This is a genomic window from Candidatus Enterococcus wittei (assembly GCF_002140175.1).
GTDB classification, from domain to species: domain Bacteria; phylum Bacillota; class Bacilli; order Lactobacillales; family Enterococcaceae; genus Enterococcus_B; species Enterococcus_B wittei.
Window position 1 is genome coordinate 245,776 of the sequence record NZ_NGMO01000005.1, and the last position, 24,048, is coordinate 269,823.

General features: G+C 35.9%; 14 protein-coding genes, 9 tRNA genes, 1 rRNA gene and 1 pseudogene. 3 read left to right on the forward strand and 22 right to left on the reverse strand.

The genetic code is table 11. The features are described 5' to 3' along the window. Nucleotides 1-850 precede the first annotated feature (850 nt). Entirely contained in the window at nt 851-2,167 is a 1,317-nt protein-coding gene (locus tag A5844_RS13525) for a glycosyltransferase family 2 protein (protein WP_256924563.1), read from the reverse strand. Further along, complete coding sequence (locus A5844_RS13530) at nt 2,164-2,673, reverse strand: hypothetical protein (protein ID WP_086285687.1); 510 nt, start codon at nt 2,671-2,673, stop codon at nt 2,164-2,166. The genes A5844_RS13525 and A5844_RS13530 overlap by 4 nt, the downstream gene beginning before the upstream one ends. A gap of 810 nt (nt 2,674-3,483) precedes the next feature. Here A5844_RS13530 and A5844_RS14035 point away from each other — a divergent pair. Beyond that, nucleotides 3,484-3,637 (forward strand): annotated as a pseudogene (locus A5844_RS14035) (ISL3 family transposase); the annotation flags it as partial. 58 nt (nt 3,638-3,695) lie between these two features. On the opposite strand, the gene A5844_RS13535 reads toward A5844_RS14035, so the two are convergent. The 5 genes from A5844_RS13535 to gor (A5844_RS13555) form a co-directional block, all read right to left on the reverse strand. Then, complete coding sequence (locus A5844_RS13535; protein ID WP_373419214.1) at nt 3,696-5,378, reverse strand: VirD4-like conjugal transfer protein, CD1115 family; 1,683 nt, start codon at nt 5,376-5,378, stop codon at nt 3,696-3,698. Between the two features lie 75 nt (nt 5,379-5,453). After that, nucleotides 5,454-8,483, reverse strand: coding sequence for a coiled-coil domain-containing protein (locus A5844_RS13540; RefSeq protein WP_086285688.1), 3,030 nt, complete (start codon nt 8,481-8,483; stop codon nt 5,454-5,456). Nucleotides 8,484-8,526: 43 nt separating this feature from the next. Next, a complete protein-coding gene (locus A5844_RS13545) occupies nt 8,527-8,886 on the reverse strand; it encodes a hypothetical protein (protein ID WP_086285689.1) in 360 nt (119 codons plus the stop codon). Nucleotides 8,887-9,022: 136 nt separating this feature from the next. Further along, nucleotides 9,023-10,444 (reverse strand): AcpB/EbpR/MafR family transcriptional regulator, encoded by a 1,422-nt coding sequence (locus A5844_RS13550; RefSeq protein ID WP_086285704.1) that lies wholly within the window; start codon nt 10,442-10,444, stop codon nt 9,023-9,025. Nucleotides 10,445-11,070: 626 nt separating this feature from the next. Further along, nucleotides 11,071-12,417 carry a glutathione-disulfide reductase gene (gene gor / locus A5844_RS13555; RefSeq protein WP_086285690.1) on the reverse strand — a complete coding sequence of 449 codons (1,347 nt, stop codon included), beginning with the start codon at nt 12,415-12,417 and terminating at the stop codon, nt 11,071-11,073. 168 nt (nt 12,418-12,585) lie between these two features. On the opposite strand from gor (A5844_RS13555), the gene A5844_RS13560 reads away from it, so the two are divergent. Further along, on the forward strand, nt 12,586-14,019 hold the full coding sequence (locus A5844_RS13560) for an AcpB/EbpR/MafR family transcriptional regulator (protein WP_086285691.1): 1,434 nt from the start codon (nt 12,586-12,588) through the stop codon (nt 14,017-14,019). Nucleotides 14,020-14,242: 223 nt separating this feature from the next. Here the strand turns inward: A5844_RS13560 and gor (A5844_RS13565) are convergent, their stop codons facing one another. The 5 genes from gor (A5844_RS13565) to A5844_RS13585 all read right to left on the reverse strand — a co-directional run bounded on the left by gor (A5844_RS13565) (nt 14,243) and on the right by A5844_RS13585 (nt 21,316). After that, on the reverse strand, nt 14,243-15,589 hold the full coding sequence (gene gor / locus A5844_RS13565; protein ID WP_086285690.1) for a glutathione-disulfide reductase: 1,347 nt from the start codon (nt 15,587-15,589) through the stop codon (nt 14,243-14,245). A 172-nt stretch (nt 15,590-15,761) separates the two neighbouring features. Beyond that, nucleotides 15,762-17,003, reverse strand: a complete 1,242-nt coding sequence (locus tag A5844_RS13570; RefSeq protein ID WP_086285692.1) for a peptidase U32 family protein — start codon at nt 17,001-17,003, stop codon at nt 15,762-15,764. A gap of 19 nt (nt 17,004-17,022) precedes the next feature. Continuing rightward, a complete protein-coding gene (locus A5844_RS13575; RefSeq protein ID WP_086285705.1) occupies nt 17,023-17,946 on the reverse strand; it encodes a peptidase U32 family protein in 924 nt (307 codons plus the stop codon). A 412-nt stretch (nt 17,947-18,358) separates the two neighbouring features. Beyond that, on the reverse strand, nt 18,359-20,842 hold the full coding sequence (locus A5844_RS13580) for an ATP-dependent Clp protease ATP-binding subunit (protein WP_086285693.1): 2,484 nt from the start codon (nt 20,840-20,842) through the stop codon (nt 18,359-18,361). 6 nt (nt 20,843-20,848) lie between these two features. Continuing rightward, nucleotides 20,849-21,316, reverse strand: a complete 468-nt coding sequence (locus tag A5844_RS13585) for a CtsR family transcriptional regulator (RefSeq protein WP_086285694.1) — start codon at nt 21,314-21,316, stop codon at nt 20,849-20,851. Nucleotides 21,317-21,584: 268 nt separating this feature from the next. Here A5844_RS13585 and A5844_RS13590 point away from each other — a divergent pair, with 268 nt between their 5' ends. Further along, the gene (locus tag A5844_RS13590) at nt 21,585-22,880 is read left to right on the forward strand and encodes an ISL3 family transposase (protein WP_086285663.1); all 1,296 of its coding nucleotides are present in this window, start codon (nt 21,585-21,587) and stop codon (nt 22,878-22,880) included. 128 nt (nt 22,881-23,008) lie between these two features. Here A5844_RS13590 and A5844_RS13595 read toward each other — a convergent pair. From A5844_RS13595 to rrf, 10 genes are all read right to left on the reverse strand, one after another. Continuing rightward, nucleotides 23,009-23,082: transfer RNA gene (locus A5844_RS13595), tRNA-Arg, on the reverse strand. Between the two features lie 61 nt (nt 23,083-23,143). After that, nucleotides 23,144-23,217 (reverse strand) — tRNA-Pro (locus A5844_RS13600). A 17-nt stretch (nt 23,218-23,234) separates the two neighbouring features. Next, nucleotides 23,235-23,308: transfer RNA gene (locus tag A5844_RS13605), tRNA-Arg, on the reverse strand. Between the two features lie 10 nt (nt 23,309-23,318). Continuing rightward, a tRNA-Leu gene (locus A5844_RS13610) sits at nt 23,319-23,404 on the reverse strand. 15 nt (nt 23,405-23,419) lie between these two features. Next, nucleotides 23,420-23,491: transfer RNA gene (locus A5844_RS13615), tRNA-Gly, on the reverse strand. A 10-nt stretch (nt 23,492-23,501) separates the two neighbouring features. Then, a tRNA-Thr gene (locus A5844_RS13620) sits at nt 23,502-23,574 on the reverse strand. A gap of 26 nt (nt 23,575-23,600) precedes the next feature. Then, a tRNA-Leu gene (locus A5844_RS13625) sits at nt 23,601-23,682 on the reverse strand. 7 nt (nt 23,683-23,689) lie between these two features. Next, nucleotides 23,690-23,762: transfer RNA gene (locus A5844_RS13630), tRNA-Lys, on the reverse strand. A gap of 3 nt (nt 23,763-23,765) precedes the next feature. Beyond that, nucleotides 23,766-23,838, reverse strand: a tRNA-Val gene (locus tag A5844_RS13635). A gap of 14 nt (nt 23,839-23,852) precedes the next feature. Continuing rightward, a 5S ribosomal RNA gene (gene rrf / locus A5844_RS13640) occupies nt 23,853-23,968 on the reverse strand. Nucleotides 23,969-24,048 lie beyond the last annotated feature (80 nt).

Sequence of the window (24,048 nt, forward strand, 5' to 3'; positions counted from 1 at the left end):
CTCTATATCTGTTCGAATAGACGATGAGTTCATCTTTATCATCTGTAAATATATATAAAATAAGTTATTTTATTTATTTGATAAATTGGGATATATTTAGATTAATAGCTATAATCATATCCCTTTAACGAAAGGTTCATATCGTTTGGATTTTTATAATAACGATGTTAAGATTTAAAAGGGAAGGGAACTATTAAATAACGATATATGAAAATTATAAAAAATAAGGAGGAGTGTAAAAGTTTACAAAACAATAGCGTTCAAAAAAACCAAAATCAATGAAATAAGGAAACAACTTGAGTAAGCGAATAGGAAATTATTCATTTATGGAAGAATCAATGAGGTTTTATTGTAAGCTCGGAGTAAACATTTTAAAGTAGATTACTCAGAAGAAACAAAAAGTATTCTAGTAGAACACTACTAATATAATCACCTAGGACCTGTCTCTTATACACATCTAGATGTGTATAAGAGACAGACAGTGTTCTTTGTGAGGTAGACCTCAAAGTTACACTCCTGATGTGAATACAACATCTTTATAATTTTTTAACCAAAAAATAACACATCTGATTTATAGCTTCCAAAAAAATGTGTATAAGAAAACAACTAATTAGTCTAGAAGCTAAAAAAATGAGCGTAAGACAAAAGTATGATTTACTCTTGTTTCCCGCTCTAAATACGTATAAACGGCGGAATCAGAAGTAACTCCTTCGATAATAAGCTGAAATTCACAAAAATTTGAAAAGCAATTTACGTGAATTCCTTCTGATTTCTCGAAGTTAAGCACTTCTGTTCCAACCTCACTATTCTCATTTAAAAAGAGTCTAAATAAAAACACTAATTTTTTTAATTATTCTGTCCTATTTTTGGCAGTACGTTCTGGACTGACCCAGACACCACTCCCATGTCCGAGGATTGTTTTGATGGCGGGAATAAACGTAGTTACAATCGTCAATGCATTGATCATCCAATAAAAAAGCATATAAAATGGTGCAAATCGAAAATACTTCAGCTTGCTTCTACTGTCATCCACTAGCAAACTAGTAAATAACTGCAGGATGCCTGCGATCATTTCAAAACAAACAAAGAGAAAGGCCATCGTAAACATATGATAAATTCGTTCAAAATTCCCTACCGCCGCGAAATAAACCAGATAAGTGATAAATACTACCGATGATAACCAAAAAAAGAAAGACCAGATAATACTTAAGGTCTGATCAATAAACATGCTCGTTCGCCCAAGGTTTTCAAATGGATGTAAAAATACCTTTTTAAAATTGGTCAACCAAACCTCGGTACCACCTTTTGCCCAACGCTTGCGTTGCCGATAGAGCATCTTGAGGTTTTCTGGAACCTCCATGAAAAACATCACGTTTGAAGCAAACAGTGAAAGCCAACCGCGAAATTGATGATCCCACGCAATACTGATATCTTCAGTCGCTCGATTTTGACGAAATAAACCAACATCCATTAAAGCATCTTTTCGATACATCGTATTGGCACCACTATAGGCATAAATGACACCGAACACGGCTTGTTGGGTTCGTTTGATAATACCTACGATACTTGAAAATTCAACCGTTTGAGATTTTGCAATAATCGTTGTGCGATTTTGAACATCCATATTGGCAGTAATCGCAGAAATATTGTTCGAGTCTTGACGAATAAAGTAATTGACATATTTCCATAAAGCATCAGGTTCTGGTACCGTATCGGCATCATTACTTAAAATCAATTCACCTTTGGCAAAACCAACACCGATGTTAAAAGCATGCGCTTTTCCTTGATTTTTTTCAATCCGCAATACACGCAATTTAGAATATTGTTCCATCAAACGTGCTAATATTACAGGTGTTTCATCAGTCGACCCATCATCGGTAACCAACACTTCATAATTGCTATAATTGAGATTATTCATCAAATAATGGATCGTATCTTCAATGACGATTTCTTCATTATGTGCAGGTATCATAATCGTAATCATCGGTTCAATTTCTTCTGGAATAGGAATCCACTCCAATTGATTGTAGTGAAAAATAAACGTATGACAAATTACACCAATAAACCAGGCAAAACCACCGAGTATTGGATAAGTAAATAGGATAAGTAAAATAATAGTTAAAAACATATCCAGCCATGGGAAGCCTGTATCAAAGTTGATAATCAATCCCCCACCCCATTTCTACGAAATAAGTCTTGGATTTCTGTTTCGCCAATATTTTTTTCTGGTGGAACAGCATAATATTTACAGGCTTGCCGCTCTTTTTTTATTCCAAAGCGGTCCTCATAAAAGGCATCCAGTAACTCTTTGCGCTTAAAAAGTTTTTCTTCATCATGCATCGTTTGTTTTTGGAGCAATTTCTTAAACCGACGATTGTTTCTTAGTGTTAAAGAAACGAATAGTACCACCAAAAAAAGAAAAGCAATCCCTAAAAATAAGGACAAATATTCAAAGGCGGTCGCTTCTTCTAAATACGTACGGAAAGCCATTCGAACAGCAAGGTCAGGTAATGTCAGTGGAATCGCTAACCAAAGGAACGAAAACAGCACCATTAACCAAGCTAGAATCATTAAAATCGTTTGACGGATCTTCAATGCTGAAAACCCTTTTTTAAAATAGGCGTCAGTGACTAAACGTTCTTTTATCTCTTCGCGTGACAATCTTTGTTTCATTTTGATATCCCCTCGATGATTATTAATACTTGGAATTATAATTAAAAATTAAAAATTTACTAGAGCATGCTAGATAAATTTAATATATTCTTTCTTTGCTCGTTTAACCAAGACCTTTCCTTACCTCATAGATAGTGGAATTCATTGATTCGACTTACTTAGCGTTCATGTTATTCCCTATCTCCGTCTGTCATCTTTAGGTTCCGCAAACTATATCCATCATAACGAATCATCTAGTCACTAACTTTTAACACTACCCCTTCTTGCTAGTTCATCGTCAATAACTTTACTACATTGGGACATTTTCTTGTTCTCTCTACTTAAAAATGATAGCTATTTTCAGTTTATTTTTTAATTACTTATAAAAAATATTGTAGCAAACCTCGAATTAATTACAAATAATTACTTCGGAAAGTCAATTGAAACTATGTATGAATTGCGCCACTGATTTCAAAATAATCAATGTCTCATTGACAGAACCATAACAATCATTGCTTCTCCTTGGGTTCCATTCAATTGTATGGTAGAAAAGATTAGATGATTAAATCTTGTACCTTGTTTACACTAGTCACCAGTGATTTCAAAAATCTGTTTTTTTATTTTAAAATCTCATAAAAAAAAATAGAAATTTCACCTGAGTAAAATTTCTACATAAAAAACAATATCCCTAGATGCCGATTTTCAGGATCTATACTTTTTGATGTTGGTGGATTCCGCTGACATCTTTTTTATTGAGAAAAAAAGATAGAAAAGACACCTTGAAATCCTTTAGAATTGATTTGGCGAAACCATTCATAAGGAGGATTCAAGATGTCTCATACTCAGCTTATCAAAGATACTCTAAATATTCTAGACCTAAATATCCATTTTGAGGAAAATTGCTTAATGAAAAAAGTACAAAGGCCAAATTTGCATGATCTATCGTGGGATGCTTCGCTATTCACCTGAAGAATGTGTTCATTGCTAAATATCGTCTTCTATCCACTCATCGTTGATAACTGACCCTACATGGAACTTAAATGTTACGCAGTTTGATCTCTTTTATACATATAAGATTCAGTCACATCGCCTAATTTCTTATAATTTTTATGTTTGACGATGTCGTATTTCTTGGATAAAAATGGATGGACACCACGAATCTTTAGGATGCACTCTTGCCCTTTCAAACTAGCCACCTCATCGGGATCTAACAAATTTCGACCTAATTTTTGGAAACTTTCATTGAACGATCCACTGGAACCTTTCGTCACACTGGTATTCCGTTGCTCAATCGTTGATTTCCCTAAAAGTTTTGAAATATACTCATGGGTGCTTTGTTCCATTCCCCCAAGATATAAAAAGACGTCACTTGTACCGATAATCGTTTCCCAAGTATCTTTGTACAGTGTTTTCAACTGACTAATATTTTGCAGAATGACATTAGTCGAAATTTCTCGACTTCGAATAACTGAGATCACTTTTTCAAAATCAGGGATCTGCCCGATATTGGCAAACTCATCCAAAATACAGCGGACATGGCACGGTAAACGTCCTTTATAAATATTATCTGCCTTGTAAACAAGCATGTCAAATAATTGTTGGTACATCATACTTGCTAAGAAATTGAAACTGGTGTCTGTGTCAGGAAGTAGGATATAAAGAATGGTTTTCTCATCTCCTACCGTATCTAGTTCTAATGTATCTTGTGACACTAATTCTTTGATACTTGGAATATCGAATGGTGACAACCGTACCCCTAAACTAACTAAGATACTTTTTGTCGTTTTATCACCTGAAAGTTTGAAAATTTTATATTGCGCAACCGCAAAATTTGTTGGATCTTTTTCTTCTAAATCATTAAATAAAATATCCAGTGGGCTAACGTACCCAGGAACCTCTTCCTTAATATCAGCTAAACGAACCAGTTCGATGACGTTTCCTAAGGTACGATCTTCTGGTGTGACTTCTTGGATCAAATAACTAAACACCGCCATCAATAATGCAGTCTCCGCCTTTTCCCAGAAATCATCTCCACCTTTTTTGTTCGGATTTGTCGTATTTTTGATTAGATTATTTACGATTTTAAGAATGTCATCTTCATTTTGAATATACTGAAAAGGATTATACTGATCTGTATTTTTCCGATGGATTAAATCAAATATTTTGATTCTATACCCTGCTTCTTCAAACATTTTTCCAGTTTCAGCTAATAGTAATCCTTTAGAATCACTGACTACATAGGAAGAGTGCATCTGCATAAGATTAGGCTTTACATAGAAACGTGTCTTACCACTACCAGCACCACCGACCACTACGACATTTTTATTTCGGTTAAAATTATCGTTACGTGTAATCTTCATTCTTCCTGATAAAGACATACTTTCTGTTTTCGTCAGTAAAATATTATACTCTTTTTTCTTATCAACAAATGCACGGATATCTCTGTATTTCCCCCATCTTGCACTCCCGTATTCTTCCCCGGGTCTGGTGTTCTTTGTAGCGTAGGTTCTATACAATACGAATAATATGTATAAAGTAACAGCGATTGCTGCCACTCCTAAAGATATCGGTACAAAATCAAATTGTGGTGAAAGTTGGGAAAGTTCCTCGAATGTTTGATTGAATGCTGTTACGAGAACTTCTGAAAGTGGATGTCCACCAGTTCTCTTCGCTAAAAATAAATAGCCAATGCGATTACCACAGTAGAACAAAATACTAAAAAACAACACATGAACTCCCCAAATCAGTCGGGAATCTTTTATTTTCAATTATTTATGCTTCCTTTCTTTATTATTGATAAACTACATGGCTTTTTCTCGTTTTCTTTTTTGTTGCTGATTCTGTTGTTGCTGCTGTTGTTGGCGGTACTGTTTCTGTATCTGCGAATTTTCTAATGTCGCTTTTTGAATTGAGGCATTCCTCAACGAATCAATCCTTTTTAGATTCTCTTGGGATGTATTTTCAGCTTGGACTGTAGTATTCGTTTGTTGCTTCGATTGAATACTTACCTTATTTGATTGCTCTGTTTTTAGTTGAGAAGTACTTGGTTGGGCGGTACTTGAAATTTCTTTTGAAGACTCCATCTTTATAGTATCTGGCATTTCTTTCACAGACACACCATTTTGCTCTTTGTTCACTGTTTGATTGATTTCTGGTGTTTTTTGTTGTTCATTATTTTTCACTTGTTCAGATACTTTTTCTTCACCCCGTGCAAGTATTGTGACCTTATCACGAAACTCTTGTGAATCAAGCAAACGGTTTTTTCCAATTTCTTGAACTTCTTCAGATTTTTCATTTATTTTTTGCTCAAAGGATTTATTTTCCCTCTCCACTATATGATTTTCGATTGGCTTTAAAACAAGTCTATCCACTAATTGGACACCAACCCCGATTCCTACACCAATTAGTGCGAATGTACCTATTTGCGCCAAATATGGCATTGCAAGTGAAAATGCAAGAGCAGGAAAAACGGCACTCATCGCATACATGCCACCGACCCCTAAAGCGATCGGTAGGAGCACCATAATAGCCACCGATACTTTATTTTTCCATACATATCCAACCACATCTCTAGGTGCATTAAGAATCTTGTCCCAGATCCCTTCTTTGGGTTGTGTTTCAGCAATTTCAGGTGTTCCCTTAACTGAAATATCGGTTTGTTTTGGAATGATTTTCCCTTCAGCAGAAATTTCTTTCCCATCTGCTGAAAGTTCCACAATTTTTACATTTCCTGTTTTGGTCATGCCTTCTGATAACGTTTCTTCTTTTGCTTGATCACCTTTTTGTCTTGTAGGAAAGACTGATTTTAACCGTGTAATAGCAAGCCCTAGCCCATGGCTAAGAGCACCATAGGTTTTTGGCATCTTTTCAACTAATGTTTGATGGAGTGCTGGAATTTTCTCATTTGCAAAAACAAGTACTTTTGAGCCAAAATAACTGGCACAAACAAACCCCATTACCGCATTGGCATAACTTGGTACCTGATACAAATAATCAGTGGGAAATGGCACCGAAGCCAAAAGAAAAGATGGAAGAAATGGATAAACAGCAAATGGCCACAAATTAATTGTCCATCTAAATAGACGAAAGAATAGTGATCCTCGCAAAAAGGACTGTTTCAATTGAGAAAAATCAAGAGCTTTTAATTCTTTGATCTGCTCGTTTATTTTCGTTGTTTCAACATTTGACGTTTCGATAATTTTCAGCATTTCTTTCACATCTGGAGTGGAGTACTCATCCACGTATTTGGCTAGTTTAGCTGGATCCTTCAAAATTTCTTGCATATTCTCTGATAATGGGCCAAATATAGCAAGTTGTTCCTTCAACTGAGGATGTAATTTATCATCCTTCTGCCCATTTTTAGTGCTATGTTTTAATAACTCATTTAGCTTATTGACTTGTACTTGCAACAACTCTGCTCGTGCTTTAAAGTTAGCGGTGACTGCTTCTTCTAATTCTTTTTTTAACTTGTTAATGTCCGGTGTTGATTTGATGATGACATTTGCATCAATAGGATGAAGGGATTTTTCTGACGATTTCTCGTTTTGTTTAATTGGCTCTTTGGTGCCTAATTCTCCTAATTCTTTTTTTAACTTGTTAATGTCCGGTGTTGATTTGATGATAGCATTTTTATCAATAGGATGAAGGGATTTTTCTGACGATTTCGCGTTCTGTTTAATTGGCTCTTCTTTGAGACCTTTAATTGCTTCATCAAGTGCGCGGTCTATTTCATCTTTTTCATTTTTTTCGTTTTCATCATCTTTTTTGGTTTCTACATGTGGTTCTGGTGTTACAGCAATGCTTGGTTCTATCTTACTTTTCTTAATTTCTGATTCTTCTTTTTCACCCCTACGTTTTCTAGGTAGCTTTTCTTCGAGTTCATTAGTTGTTTGGCTAGCTGCTTCAGTAAATTGTTTGCTTGCTAGAGATTCTAACACCTTCGCGTTTGATGGCTCAACTATACTAGTTATCCCATCAACTTGTTCTTGTTTATTAACAATGATTTTTTCAATCGTTGCTTTTGATGCTGTTGTTTGTTGCAGTTTCATTTTTAACGTAGCTGGTGTATCATTTTTGTTTACCTTAAGTCCAGAAAAAGAATTACTACGTGTTAATTCTGCTTCCGGTAAAGAAGTGCTCGCATCAGTTGTGATCATTGCTGGATCAACATTTTTTTTTTCTAGCGCACCTCTTAAGTTTCTTTCAATAATTACAATCTTTGAAAGATTATCTTTTGCAGAACTAACCTCAGCTTTAAGTGTTTGTGTGTGGTCTTTTGCCTGCCTGATCTTTTCTCTCAATGCATCAAGCTCTTTTAATTTAACCTCGCGTTGTGTATCATGTTTAGTAGCAGTTTCAAATCTATGGATCCTTGACAAAGCAATGGTTGCTTCTTCGAGTTGTTTTTTGCTAGTAGCTTCTAAAATCTCCTCTTTATCGATAATTTCCAACTTTGCTTTAAATTCTTTAAGTGTTTTTTCAATTTTTTGAAGTTTATCCTGTTCCACTTTACAGATGTTTTTAATCGATGCTTTTTCATCTGGTGTAATGCTAACGACCTTTTGAAGTAGAGCATCTCGCATTTTTAAAATACTGATTTCCTGTTCCATCTGATTGATCTCTAGTTGTACATTGATATTTTGTTGCTTGGCAGGAATTAATTGTTCAAGAACAGACTCAATAGTTTTTTCACTATTCACCTCTCTTACATTCTCAGTTATTTCTTTATTGAGCTCAGCGTTAAATTTTTTTTCATTATTATAAGAAAACATAGCTAAAAAAGCTTTTTTTATGTAAGTTGGATTATTATTTTCTTCTTCATGCCCATTCACTTTTCAAACCTCCCTAATACTTGATTTCTTAGTTTAATTTTATTTACCCACGTACTATCCCCAAATTTAATGATTGATTAGCCTTCATACTAACGTTGGTTTCAAGTTGGGATTTTTCCATTGCTCCTGATGCTAAAGAGATCAAAGCTGGCTGACTAGTAGTTGATTGTCTAGTAAGTGATTGATTACTTTGTAACTGTTGAGATCGAACAGCATTTTTTTGTTTTAAACCTTTTAATTTTTCTTCCCGTAGTTGCTTATTAAAATCTCTTTTTCTTTTTTCTTCTACTCTGTTACTTATCCATTTACCTAACTTAAAAGGGATTTTTACGATCTTAACTATTAGTTTTGCTAGCAACCATAATGCCTTAACTACAAAGTATAACAATGCTATACCTGACATTTCACTCCACTCCTTTTGCTTTCCTATATAAAAAGACTTCACTAAACCGTATATTAATAATACACAAGTTTAGCAAAGTCTCCATTTCTATTTTTCCATAAATAAAAAAAATTTGCTTCTTACTTTTTGCCGTTTTTCAAGTAGAGTAAAGACACTGTTCAAAATTTTCCCAGAAAACCGAAGTTGGTACTTTAGATATTTTCAAAATCTCCGAAGTAATACGCTCAAAATTTAAAGAAAGATCGGTTAAAATCAAATCGTATTGATTGAGCAGTTGATAATCAATAGCAAAAATATCCTTTTCATAAATATCAATATTGTTTAAAAAAGGATGTTTGTTCAAAATCAAGTTCTTATATAGTAAAGATAAACCTATTTCTTGTGAACTTAGTAATAAAATCGACTTCTGTTGTATCTTTGGTTCGATCATCCGTAGTAATTCACTAGAAGAAATAATCAACTCCAATAATAATTCTTTATGTAAAAATTTACTTTGTTCCACAAATTGTAATTCCGATATACTTAAAGATTTTTGATATGCTTGCCAAATCTTAGGATTATTTTGCATCATTTTTTTATAGGAGATATCTACATAACTTACTTTAAAAACAGCTAATTCTTTATAAAAACGGATAAAGTCAAAAAAATACTTGATTTTCTCCTCATCCATCTGCATCTCGATGTTCAGTGATCGATAAAAATTAGTCGTAAAACATTCGATTTTTTTCATCAATCCATGCTCCCATTGATCCATCTCTGTAAACATTAGTCCAAAATAGGAAGTTAAGATATTAGATACATTCTTCTTTGTCACAGTAAATTTATATTTTTGATTCATCAAAGTACAAAATACAGTATCTTTTTTGATAATTTCTAGAACCTTATTGACTACTTGTTCATCATTAATCAACTCATTTTCGGGAATAAGATGGTTATTTCCAATACGGATAATGGAAGAGAAAATGTAATAGACAGTATAGATGACTTTCGGTGTACTGACCGTTCGTTTTTGGCTCTTTAAACAGCGGCGTAACATTTGGTAAATCGTATCAAAATAAGGAAAATCTTTCACTTTATAGATTTCTTTAAACATACTGGCAAACAGACGACGAATCTCAATTTCATTTCCAATAATGATTAATTTAGTATCTAAAGCGATTTGTATGTTGATTTTTTCTTTAAAAAAATATGTATTGATTTTCGTAATAATTCTACGAATACTCGTTTTACTTAAGTACAATTTTGCTGCAATTTCAGCTAAAGAAGGCTCTAACATAAATATACATTTTAAAATTTTTACGTTAGTCGAATTATTCAAAATACGACCAAAAACATCATCTAGATTAAGTTTTCTTGGAAGTGTCAGTGTTGCTTCTTTATACTGATTGATTTCTATGCATGCTGGAAAACAAGTGGCATTGAAACTATCAATATCAGCCGTAATTGTTTTGTCTGTAATATTAAGTTCTTTTGCCAAATCACTGATATTCGAATTTTCTATATTTAGTAAGTATAGTAAGGAAATTTGCCTTTCTAATTGCTTCTCAAGAAGCCCCATCATTATTTATCTCCTTTCCGTGTAAAGTCTATACTGTATCTGTCTCTTATACACATCTAGATGTGTATAAGAGACAGCCATTTTTATCATTGCTTGTCACTTGATTTTTCATTATCTAAAAATGACTTGCAACAGTTGAGTGAATTTATTCATTACAATAAAAATTTACAAATATTCAAAACATCTTACATACATATTTTATCTGAAATTTTAATGACACATTCACCAAAATTATTCTCTTATACACATCTAGATGTGTATAAGAGACAGGCTTAACCAGTATGATCTTGTTTTAACAGATATCGAATTGAATCAAATGAAAACCTCTGCAAAAATCATTAAAATTTCCAAAATACCAACTACAGCATTTTGGAATAACTTGGAATCAATTATCTATGTTTAGATTTTTGAAAAAGAGACTGGAACAGAGGTGGTTAACTCCTAGAAATAAGAAGGAATTCACGAAAATTGCTATTCAAATTTTTGTGAATTCCAGCTTATTATCGAAGGAGTTGCTTCTGCTCCCTCCGTTTATATGAATTTAGAGCGTGGAACAAAAGTAAATAATGCTTTTGTTCCACGCTCTTTATTTAATGAAAAGCCATCAGGTAATAATTTTAATTTGGCTAACGCATGGTTACAAATTCTTCTGCCCCAGTTGGATGGATTGCAACAGTATTATCAAAATCAGCTTTTGTCGCTCCCATTTTGATTGCCACAGCAAATCCTTGCAACATTTCATCCACACCAACGCCAATGGCATGTAATCCGATGATTTTTTCCTCTTTTCCTAGACAGATCAGTTTCATTTCACATTTCTGACGGTAATCATTTAAGGCAAAATACATCGGTGTAAAACGTGAACGATAAACCTTTAATTCACCTTCCCCGTATGTTTTGATAGCTTCCTCTTCTGTGACACCGATGGTAGCAATTGGCGGATGTGTAAACACAACCGTAGGCACAAGATTGTAGTCTAAGTAAGCATCCTTCTTACCATTAAATAGTCGTTCAGATAACCGACGTCCTGCTGCGATCGCTACTGGTGTCAAATCGATTTTACCAATGACATCACCGATTGCATAGATATGTTCATCTGTCGTTTGTTGATATTTATCTACTTTGACAAAGCCTCTTTCATCTAGTTCCACTGAAGTATTTTCTAAGCCAAGTTGATTCGTATTTGGTTCACGCCCACCGGCAAATAACACACAATCTCCTGTTAGAGTTTCACCATTTTCAAAGACAACGGTATATCCCTCTTCATTTTTTGAAATTTCCTTAGCAATAGAGTTTGCAAATGTCTTAATTCCAGCTTCTTGATACATTTCAATTAAGTTATCTGACAACATCTTATCAAAGGTGCGTAGAGGACGCTCTTTGCGATAGGCCCACATTACTTCACTTCCTAGACCATGTAATACACCAGAAAGTTCAGCGGCAATATAACCTGCACCTAAAACAACTGTCCGTTTAGGAAGCTCTGTTAATTCGAAAAAACCATTTGAATCAATTGCATATTCTCCACCTGGGATCGACATTTTCGTTGGTCTTCCACCAGTCGCAATTAAAATATGGGAAGCTTGATAGTGTTCCCCATTCACTTGGACAGTCTGACTATCGACAAAGCTCGCATATCCTTTGATTGCATCCACATGATTACTATCTAATCCTCTTTGATAAGCACCGTGTAAGAAATCAATGTAGGTCTCTCGTTTTTCTACTAATTCTTTAAAATCGAAGTTGTTCACCTCAGCTTGAACCCCGTAACTTGCTGCATCACGATCGATTGTTTCAAGAATCGTGCTTGCTTGCCACATTACCTTTTTAGGAACGCAACCAACGTTGACACACGTACCGCCAAGTTCATTCGCTTCGATCAGTAAAACTGTTGAACCATGCATACCTGCACGATTTGCTGAAGCAATACCGCCAGATCCGCCACCAATAACGATGTAATCGTAAGTTTTCATTTTCTTCCTCCTTTGGTTTCATTAGAGATAGGCAGTAGATCACTGGTTATCCCTAATATAAAAAATATTAAATAACCCCTACCATTAAAAAAATATGATAAAATAATGATTATAGAATGAATGAAAGGTGTGAAAAATAAGGTTTTCTTTTTTTGAAAATCCCAAATTATGAGAAAAAGAGCAAGTATACTTGAAAAAACTTCTGAAAGGCAAATTAAATTATCTTTATTACTCGGCATGGCTCCAATGGATTGTACGAGATTAGCAGAACAATTAGAAATTACGAAAAAAACGTTGTTGACAGATGTTCTGTTTTTTAATCATACTTATTCACCTGCATCAATTGAAATCGATCAATATCAAATCGCAACTCTTTCCCTGCCCTATGATGTAAACTTAGAAGATTTGATCAAACAAATTCTTAGCCAATCGACAAATGTTCAAATATTACAAGCAATTTTTATAGAAGAACTTTCTTTAGCTAACTTAGCGAATAAATTATTTTTAAGTGAAACAAGCATTAGGAGAATCATTGCGAATATAAATAATTATTTTGAAGAAAAAAATTTCCCAATGACGATTCTTATTTCTGCTAAACTACAAATCACTGGAAATGAAGATTACATACGTCAATTTTTTTGCAGTCTATTCCGAGAGCAATACACACCTCAGAAGTTACCACATTTCCAACAGATTTTTGAGGTGCTACAACGTTATTATAAAAAACAGAGACAGCCTGTTTCAATTAGTACATATAAATTAGTTTTAAACAGCTATTATCTCTATACCTCGATCATACGAGTCGGACAAGGACATTTAGCTCCGTATAACTCTGCGAATAAGACAGAAAAGGACTGTTTGTTCTTTCATTTATTCAAGGAGCACACAGTTTTTTGCTCAATGATTGAAAAACAATATCACTTTACTGTCACTAAAGAGAATGTACATAACTTAATGACTAGTGATATCTTATTTCCTTATTCAATTACCGAAAATCAGGATAGTGAGAAACACCAATGCATTAAAAATTTAGCACACCATTTTTATCATTGCTTGTCACTTGATTTTTCATTATCTAAAAATGACTTGCAACAGTTGAGTGAATTTATTCATTACAATAAAAATTTACAAATATTCAAAACATCTTACATACATATTTTATCTGAAATTTTAATGACACATTCACCAAAATTATTAAATGCTTATAAAGAAGCAATTGAGCAGTCCGGTTTGATAGAGATCAGTGACAATCAATTACTCTATGAAGAATTACTATTAGAACTGATTGCTTTGTCTCCTGAATTACTTACTACTGTTTTCCCATATAAAAAACAGCTATCTATCTTAATTGTCTCTTATCATGAAGAACATATACTTACCTTTTATAAACAGTTATTACTAAAAAAATTACCTGCTCTCCATACAATCCATACTTATAATGAAAATATTTTTCAAATCCATTACGAACAGCTTAACCAGTATGATCTTGTTTTAACAGATATCGAATTGAATCAAATGAAAACCTCTGCAAAAATCATTAAAATTTCCAAAATACCAACTACAGCATTTTGGAATAACTTGGAATCAATTATCTATGTTTAGATTTTTGAAAAAGAGACTGGAACAGAGGTGGTTAACTCCTAGAAATAAGAAGGAATTCACGAAAATTGCTATTCAAATTTTTGTGAATTCCAGCTTATTATCGAAGGAGTTGCTTCTGCTCCCTCCGTTTATATGAATTTAGAGCGTGGAACAAAAGTAAATAATGCTTTTGTTCCACGCTCTTTATTTAATGAAAAGCCATCAGGTAATAATTTTAATTTGGCTAACGCATGGTTACAAATTCTTCTGCCCCAGTTGGATGGATTGCAACAGTATTATCAAAATCAGCTTTTGTCGCTCCCATTTTGATTGCCACAGCAAATCCTTGCAACATTTCATCCACACCAACGCCAATGGCATGTAATCCGATGATTTTTTCCTCTTTTCCTAGACAGATCAGTTTCATTTCACATTTCTGACGGTAATCATTTAAGGCAAAATACATCGGTGTAAAACGTGAACGATAAACCTTTAATTCACCTTCCCCGTATGTTTTGATAGCTTCCTCTTCTGTGACACCGATGGTAGCAATTGGCGGATGTGTAAACACAACCGTAGGCACAAGATTGTAGTCTAAGTAAGCATCCTTCTTACCATTAAATAGTCGTTCAGATAACCGACGTCCTGCTGCGATCGCTACTGGTGTCAAATCGATTTTACCAATGACATCACCGATTGCATAGATATGTTCATCTGTCGTTTGTTGATATTTATCTACTTTGACAAAGCCTCTTTCATCTAGTTCCACTGAAGTATTTTCTAAGCCAAGTTGATTCGTATTTGGTTCACGCCCACCGGCAAATAACACACAATCTCCTGTTAGAGTTTCACCATTTTCAAAGACAACGGTATATCCCTCTTCATTTTTTGAAATTTCCTTAGCAATAGAGTTTGCAAATGTCTTAATTCCAGCTTCTTGATACATTTCAATTAAGTTATCTGACAACATCTTATCAAAGGTGCGTAGAGGACGCTCTTTGCGATAGGCCCACATTACTTCACTTCCTAGACCATGTAATACACCAGAAAGTTCAGCGGCAATATAACCTGCACCTAAAACAACTGTCCGTTTAGGAAGCTCTGTTAATTCGAAAAAACCATTTGAATCAATTGCATATTCTCCACCTGGGATCGACATTTTCGTTGGTCTTCCACCAGTCGCAATTAAAATATGGGAAGCTTGATAGTGTTCCCCATTCACTTGGACAGTCTGACTATCGACAAAGCTCGCATATCCTTTGATTGCATCCACATGATTACTATCTAATCCTCTTTGATAAGCACCGTGTAAGAAATCAATGTAGGTCTCTCGTTTTTCTACTAATTCTTTAAAATCGAAGTTGTTCACCTCAGCTTGAACCCCGTAACTTGCTGCATCACGATCGATTGTTTCAAGAATCGTGCTTGCTTGCCACATTACCTTTTTAGGAACGCAACCAACGTTGACACACGTACCGCCAAGTTCATTCGCTTCGATCAGTAAAACTGTTGAACCATGCATACCTGCACGATTTGCTGAAGCAATACCGCCAGATCCGCCACCAATAACGATGTAATCGTAAGTTTTCATTTTCTTCCTCCTTTGGTTTCATTAGAGATAGGCAGTAGATCACTGGTTATCCCTAATATCAATTAAACGGTAATCAAAAGCTATATTTATAATGTTTCTTACAAAAAATAAGTGTAGCATGTTTTATAAGAAACTGTTTCAAAGATGCTCAATTTCCTTTTTTGTAGATTGATTATTTTCTTTTTCTGATCATATCACCAGGTTTTACAGGTTGTGCCACTGGCATGGTAAGGATCATCATTGGATTTGGTGCACGATCAATCGATTCGCCCTCTTCATTATGCATCATGTCCACCGTTTGACTAAAATGTGTAAATCCTGGTCCATAAAATTCGATTTCATCGCCGACAGAAAAGAGATTTCTTTGACGGATCGTCGCAATTTTCGTTTCTTCATTATAAGATAAAACTTCACCAACAAATTTATATACCGGGATTTTTCGACGTTGCCCAAATAATTGTTCGTTTTCACTTGGGGTATTGTAATAAAAACCTGTCGCTAATTCACGTTGAGCTACCTTCCATAGTTCATCGATCCATTCTTGTTTGCAGACATAATTTTCAGGATCTTCCATATAGCTATCTACAGCTGCTTTATAGACATTTGCTACTGTTGAGACATAATGGATGGATTTCATTCTGCCCTCGATTTTAAAACTATCCACACCATTTTCGATCAAATCTGGAATGTGTTCAATCATTGACATATCTACAGCACTCATTGAAAATTCTTCTTCTACTTCACCCGCATCTGTTAGGCTATGTCGTTCTTGTCCAAATGGCAGATCGTACAATTCATATTTCCAGCGACAAGATTGGGAACAGCCTCCACGATTTGCATCTCTCATAGACATATGATTGGATAAGGTACATCGTCCAGAATAAGAGATACACATTGCACCATGAATAAAAGCTTCAATTTCGACATCTGTATTCTTACGAATCTCAGCAACTTCTTCCATGGATACTTCACGTGCAAGTACTACTCGTTCCAGTCCTTCTTCTTTCCAAAACTCAAGAGTCTCAAAGTTTGTAGCAGAAGCTTGTGTAGATAAATGGATAGGTAAACCTGGCGCCTCAGTTGAACAAATCTCGATCAACGCTGGATCTGAAACAATCACTGCAGATATACCAACATCTCGTAAATTGCGAAAGAACTCACCTGCCCCTTCCTCATTTCCTTCATGGGTCACCATATTTGCTGCTACATAGACTTTTGCCCCATGTTCTTTTGCAAAAGCTACCCCTTCTGCCATTTCTTCATAAGTAAAGTTGCCTGCACGGCTTCGTAGCCCATAGGCATTCCCGCCTATGTACACCGCATCGGCTCCATAATGAATCGCTGTTTTTAACTTTTCAAGGGTTCCTGCCGGAGCTAAGACTTCCGGGCGTTTTAATTTTTTCATCGTAGTCATTTTTCTTTCGTCATACTCCTTACTTGATGGATTCAGGATCGATATAAAAGAATCCTGTATCTAATCCGCGATTTTCTGGATGAAGTGTGTTGATTTTTTCAGTGATTTCTTGTGCAACTTGTTCATTCCAATTCCCCGCTTCAATCGACTCTTTTGCTTCAATAAACAACTTTGTGATTTCTACAAAAGGCTGTCCAGGTGTAAATAATCCATCTAATTTCCAAGTTTGGAACTGATGATTATACAATTTTTCCAATTCATTGCTAAGATTGATATCATTATTCGCAAAAATATGTGTACCATGTGTATCTTCATAAATAGAATAATGGGTTTCTTCTTTCTTTGGTTCAGAAAGAAAGAGTCCTCTTTCACGATCTTTTTTTTCGTCTTGTTTCGTGTAGTTATAGTAATTCTGCAGTAAAGGACGCTTTGATTGATGGATGCATGTAGCTCCATACACAAGTGTTTCGACAGGAATTGTCACTTTTTTTTCCATCTCAATCATTTCGGCAAAGGGGACTTCTCGTGCTAAGACCGCACCAATTGCTCCTTTTTTTGCCCAAAAATTGATTTGTCTCGCACTAGTAACTAGCGTTTCACCATCGAAAACATACGGAATGCTCAACTCTGGATTTTTTCTCATCGTATAAATGACCCCTGTATCGCCAACGGTAATAACATCTACATCGATTTCTTTTAGAAAATGAAGGTATTCAGGTATTTTCTTCATTTTCTCAGGATGAATGATGCCATTGACTGCCACATTAGCCTTTTTTCCATGTTTATGTGCAAGGGCTACTAATTGACGTTGTTCCTCACGTGTAAATGACGTAGGTAGTCGTAGCCCAAATAATTCTTCTCCAAAGTACAATGTATCGGTACCTGCTTCAATCAGTTCTCTCGCTTGTTCGAAAGATTCTACAGTAGTTATAATTTCGATCATCATCTTCTCCTCCTACAACTCCATAATAGTAGCATAGCTCTGAAAACTTTCCAATACTTCATTCATTTATTGTTGGATTCTTGAAAAATAAAAAAAGACTGGAGAAACACATTCCCAATCTCAGTACTATACTTTTTGTGGTTAGCGAGTTCCACTAATATGACTTTACGGATTAATAAAAAAGAGGTTGGGACAAACGTTCAACTCTGAGAAACAAGAAGGAATTCACGAAAATTGTTTTTTCAAATTTTTGTGAATTTCGGCTTATTTTCGAAGGAGTTGCTTCTTCTCCTGCCGTTTATATGTATTTAGAGTGTGGAACAAAAGTAAATAACGCTTTTGTTCCACACTCCAGTTATGCTAAGATTCCCCTTTACCAATATTCTCTGCCAAAGAGTCTCTCTTTTATTTTTTAAGAATTAACTATTTCCTTTTTTGGGGTACGTACATTTAACGTGATTTTCCCTTTAGAAGCACCTATAGTGATTTGATCGCCTAAATGAATTTCTCCACCTAGTAAGGCCTCGCTTAGTCGATCTTCTACTTCTTTTTGAAGTGCACGACGAATTGGTCGTGCGCCATATTCTGGATCAAATCCTGCTTTACCGATCACATCCACTGCTGCAGGTGTAATTTTCACCTGAATATCTTGTTCTTTCAAACGCTTGACAATAGCTTTACTCATGATTTGTACGATCGAGTGTACTTCCTCTTTACTCAAAGAATGGAAAACAACCGTTTCATCAATACGATTCAAAAATTCTGGACGGAAAGCTTTCTTCAGTTCTTCTAAAATACGTTTTTGCATTGCTTTATGATCCTTCGTGATATCTTGGACATTAAATCCAACATTCTTCTCTTCTCGGATTTGAGTGGCACCAATATTCGAAGTCATGATCATGATCGTATTGCGAAAGTCTACTTTTCTTCCTTTAGAATCCGTTAAATGACCGTCATCTAACACTTGTAGCAATAGATTAAACACATCTGGATGAGCTTTTTCCACTTCATCTAGTAATATAACAGAATAAGGTTTTTGACGAATTTTTTCCGTCAACTGCCCACCTTCGTCATATCCCACATAACCTGGCGGGGAGCCAATAAGGCGGCTTGTACTATACTTTTCCATAAATTCAGACATATCCACACGAATCAGTGAGTCTTCTTCACCGAACATGACTTCAGCCAACGCCTTAGCAAGTTCCGTCTTCCCAACGCCTGTTGGTCCCAAGAACATAAAAGAACCAATTGGACGATTAGGATCTTTCAATCCACTTCGCGCCCGACGTATCGCACGAGACACAGCTTTGACTGCTTCATCTTGACCAACCACTCGTTCATGAAGTAGCGATTCCAATTCCATCAATCGTTGACTTTCTTTTTTCTCCAGTTGTTGTAATGGAACACCTGTCCATTCTGAAACAACTGTTGCTACGTCTTCTTCTGTTACACGATCGGCATGTCCATTTTTATGTTTGTCTTCAATCGCTAAACATTTATCTAATTTTTTCATCATTGATTTTTCTTGCCGACGTAAGTGAGCAGCAGTTTCAAAATCTTGTGTTTGAATCGCTGCTTCTTTTTCTTGAATTAGTTGTTCAATTTCTAACTTAATCAGTGTAGACTGAGATAAATCATCCGTTTGATCAAGACGAACTTTAGCAGCAGATTCATCAATCAAATCAATGGCTTTGTCGGGCAACTGTCTTGAAGTAATATAACGTACCGACAGATTGACTGCTGCTCGGATGGCTTCATCGGTAATCTCTACCCCATGATGCTCTTCATATCTAGAACGAAGCCCACGCAAAATTTCTTCTGTTTCTTCAGGCGTTGGCTCATCTACCTGGATACGGGCAAACCGTCTTTCTAGGGCTGAGTCTTTTTCAATATATTTTTGATACTCATCTAAGGTTGTCGCTCCAATTGTTTGTAGTTCCCCTCGAGCCAATGCGGGTTTCAAAATATTAGAAGCATCAATTGCGCCTTCTGCACCACCAGCACCAATCAAAGTATGCAATTCATCAATAAATAAAATAACTTCCCCATCATGATAAATTTCATCAATGACCTTTTTCATGCGATCTTCAAATTCGCCACGATACTTCGTTCCAGCCACAAGTGCACCCATATCTAGCATCATCAATCGCTTAGTTTTCATTTCTTCTGGTACTTCACCCAGAATAATTTTTTGTGCCAATCCTTCTGCAATAGCCGTTTTCCCAACCCCAGGATCACCAACTAATACGGGATTGTTTTTCGTGCGACGACTAAGAATCTGAATTAATCGTTTCACTTCTCTTGAGCGACCAACTACTGGATCTAATTTATTTTCTCTTGCTAATTTAGTCAAATCTCTTGCAAGAGAATCTAATGTTGGCGTACCTTGAGTCATTGGTCGTTTTTCTTGAGAATTTCTGCGACGCATTCCACCGCTGTTAGTCGGTTCATTTCCTAGTCCCATTTTACGTTTCAACGATTGGCGAACTTTACTCAAGCTAATGCCTAAATTGATCATAATGCGTGTAGCCATGATGCTTTCATCTTTTAACAAACTAAGTAAGATATGTTCCGTACCAACTTTTTGTGCACCCATTTTCTTCACTTCACTATTTGCTAAAGCAAATATTTGTTTCATACGTGGTGAGTAGGGAAGAAATACCTCTTTGCTATAAGATTTTACTGTTCCATAACCAACTAAATGCTCAATTTCTTCATAAATATCTGTTTCATTCAGATGTACTTCTCTTAAGACTTTTCCAGCAATTCCGTTCGGTTCAATGACTAATGCCAACAAGATATGTTCAGAACTCACTGTCTGATGTTTCAAACGTTTTGCTTCATCCTGAGCAATATCTAAGACCTGCTGTGCTCTTTCAGTAAAAAGATCTGTCATTTATTTTCACTTCCCATCTTCATAACTTAATCGTTCTAGAAATGCTCGTAAGATTCGAGCACGTATATTATCTTCTGATTCACTGCCACTCAATGTATTTTTTGCAATCGCACTTAACATCAAATTACCTTCTTTTTTAGTAATTATTTGATCCTCATAGAGCTTTTGGATAATAGCAAAAGCATTTTTTTCACTGATACTTTCATCAAATAAAAGATTGATCTGTTCTAACATATGTTTTTTGTCTGAAATTTGGACTTTTGCAATTCGTATATATCCACCACCACCACGTTTACTCTCCACTAGGTAACCCCGCTGAATGGTAAAACGAGTATTGATGACATAATTGATCTGCGAAGGAACGCAATTAAAAAGGTCTGCCAATTCAATCCTTCGAAGCTCGATCATTTCATTGTTTTCTAGAATCTTTTTTATATATGATTCAATTAAATCCGAAGTATTTCGTTGCACCATTTTACTCATTCCTTTGACTAATATTGACCTTAATTATAACGAATTTATTAGCAGAAAGAAAGGAGAACGCTTTTGATCAACACAAGCATAAACAACCAATGGTTACATTGCAATACTTTATTAAATAAAAAAGGCTCTATAATTTATGGGACTGATGAATCAGAAATGATTCTTCCGTCCCATTTTCATTTTAGATATTAAAAAACATATCGTTCTCTAGTATGATTAAATCACCACAAAATAAACAACTGAGAGGACGATATGCTCTATGAATGATTCTATCAAAAAAATGCTGAGATTAGTAGACAAAAATTTAACCATTACCGAGGTTACTTTCGAGACCCTGCACAAGAAAAAGACCTTAATCGTTGATGCGGTTCTTTCACCTGCTCCGTGTGCCTGTAAAAATTGTGGTTCTTCCGTGTTAGATGCGAATGGCAAGTCGATCGTTGTTAAAAATGGTAAGAAGAAAACGATGGTACGTTTTGACCCATACAATCATATGCCAATGGTCCTACGCTTGAAGAAGCAACGTTATACCTGTAAAAATTGTCGGAGAAACTGGACTGCTCAAAGTTATTTTGTCCGCCCTAGACATTCAATTGCCAATCATGTCAGATTCAAAATCATTTCTTTTCTAACTGAAAAAGTGTCTTTATCTTTTATTGCAAAAATTTGTCAGGTATCTTTAACAACCGTTATTCGTACATTGAAAGAGCTGAAATGCTATCTACCAAAACCTTCCAAAAGCACTCTACCTCGGGTATTGATGGTCGATGAATTTCGTTCTCATACTTGCAAGGAAGATAAGATGAGCTTTATTTGTGCAGATGGTGAGACAGGCAAACTAATTGAGATTTTACCCACACGCAAATTACCTCGTTTAACCAACTATTTTCTAAACTGTGCCAATCCCGAAACGGTAGAATACCTAGTTACAGACATGAATGCCGCCTACTTCCAGCTCACAAAAAGCGTTCTACCAAATGCAAAACTTGTGATTGACCGTTTTCATATAGTCAAACATATGAATCAGGCATTCAACGACTTTCGTATCCGAGAAATGAAAGAACTACGTGAGAGGGGGCAACATAGTGAAGCCGAAAAACTGAAAAGGAACTGGCGCTTTCTGTTAAAAAATCGTGAAAATATTAATCATTATGACTACAAAACATGGCGAAGTTTCCGAGCGCCTAAATACCCACTTCTTACCGAAGCCATGATGATTGATCGATTACTTGCTTTTTCAACACCTCTCAAAGAGACATATACTGTTTTTCACGAGTTGTTGGAAGCTTTTCGTGCCAAAGATCCCAACTTGTTTTTCTCCTTATTAAAAGAACTTCCAGAAACGCTAGACGACAGCTTTCGAACGAAGCTTCAAAACCTTCTATCCTATGAAGAAGGGATCACCAATGCGCTGGTTTATCCTTACTCTAATGGAAAAATAGAAGCGAAGAATACCCATATAAAGACAATGAAACGAGTATCTTACGGATTTAAATCATTTGAGAACATGAAAATTAGAATCTTTTTGATCAATCAATTAATCAAAGTGAAATAACAAAAAAATCTGAGAAAGAATGAGGTTCATTCTGACCCAGATTTGATTTTGCACAACTCATCAGTCCTTATTGACAAAGAGCCATAAAAAAAAGACTGGAAGATCAACTAAGTCCCAGTCTTACTCAACGCGCCCAAGAGGAGTCGAACCCCTAACCTTTTGATCCGTAGTCAAACACTCTATCCAATTGAGCTATGGGCGCATATTTAATTATAAAAAGGATAGAATAAACGTAAACGTTAAGAGAAAGCAAAAACAAAAAATCGGGAAGACAGGATTCGAACCTGCGACCCCTTGGTCCCAAACCAAGTGCTCTACCAAGCTGAGCTACTTCCCGAAAAAATAAAAAAACTACGCGCCCAAGAGGAGTCGAACCCCTAACCTTTTGATCCGTAGTCAAACACTCTATCCAGTTGAGCTATGGGCGCATATTTGTAATGCCGAGGACCGGAATCGAACCGGTACGGTGATCACTCACCGCAGGATTTTAAGTCCTGTGCGTCTGCCAGTTCCGCCACCCCGGCGCGTTTCAATGGCAAAGCGGAAAACGGGGTTCGAACCCGCGACCCCCACCTTGGCAAGGTGGTGCTCTACCACTGAGCTATTTCCGCGTATTTACGATGCCGGCTAAAGGACTTGAACCCTCGACCCTCTGATTACAAATCAGATGCTCTACCAACTGAGCTAAGCCGGCAACTTGATATGATTAAATTCATATGATGCGGGTGAAGGGACTTGAACCCCCACGCCGTAAGGCGCTAGATCCTAAATCTAGTGCGTCTGCCAATTCCGCCACACCCGCAAAAATATGAGCCGTACAGGGCTCGAACCTGTGACCCTCTGATTAAAAGTCAGATGCTCTACCAACTGAGCTAACGGCTCATATGGAGGTTAACGGGATCGAACCGCTGACCCTCTGCTTGTAAGGCAGATGCTCTCCCAGCTGAGCTAAACCTCCAAAGATAACGATAAGCGTGGCGACGTCCTACTCTCACAAGGGGCAACCCCTCACTACAATCGGCGCTAAGAAGCTTAACTTCTGTGTTCGGCATGGTTACAGGTGTATCCTTCTTGCTATCGCCACCACACTGTGGTGTTATCTATATTTGAGTAAATCTTGTTCACTCAAAACTGGATTTGAAGTTCATGTAAGAAACTCTACCGAGTT

Coding starts and splice junctions, on each gene's coding strand:
- A5844_RS13530 (WP_086285687.1), bottom strand. CDS start 2,673: ATGAAACAAAGATTGTCACGCGAAGAGATAAAAGAACGTTTAGTCACT.
- A5844_RS13545 (WP_086285689.1), bottom strand. CDS start 8,886: ATGTCAGGTATAGCATTGTTATACTTTGTAGTTAAGGCATTATGGTTG.
- A5844_RS13550 (WP_086285704.1), bottom strand. CDS start 10,444: ATGGGGCTTCTTGAGAAGCAATTAGAAAGGCAAATTTCCTTACTATAC.
- gor (WP_086285690.1), bottom strand. CDS start 12,417: ATGAAAACTTACGATTACATCGTTATTGGTGGCGGATCTGGCGGTATT.
- A5844_RS13560 (WP_086285691.1), top strand. CDS start 12,586: ATGAGAAAAAGAGCAAGTATACTTGAAAAAACTTCTGAAAGGCAAATT.
- gor (WP_086285690.1), bottom strand. CDS start 15,589: ATGAAAACTTACGATTACATCGTTATTGGTGGCGGATCTGGCGGTATT.
- A5844_RS13570 (WP_086285692.1), bottom strand. CDS start 17,003: ATGACTACGATGAAAAAATTAAAACGCCCGGAAGTCTTAGCTCCGGCA.
- A5844_RS13575 (WP_086285705.1), bottom strand. CDS start 17,946: ATGATCGAAATTATAACTACTGTAGAATCTTTCGAACAAGCGAGAGAA.
- A5844_RS13580 (WP_086285693.1), bottom strand. CDS start 20,842: ATGACAGATCTTTTTACTGAAAGAGCACAGCAGGTCTTAGATATTGCT.
- A5844_RS13585 (WP_086285694.1), bottom strand. CDS start 21,316: ATGGTGCAACGAAATACTTCGGATTTAATTGAATCATATATAAAAAAG.
- A5844_RS13590 (WP_086285663.1), top strand. CDS start 21,585: ATGAATGATTCTATCAAAAAAATGCTGAGATTAGTAGACAAAAATTTA.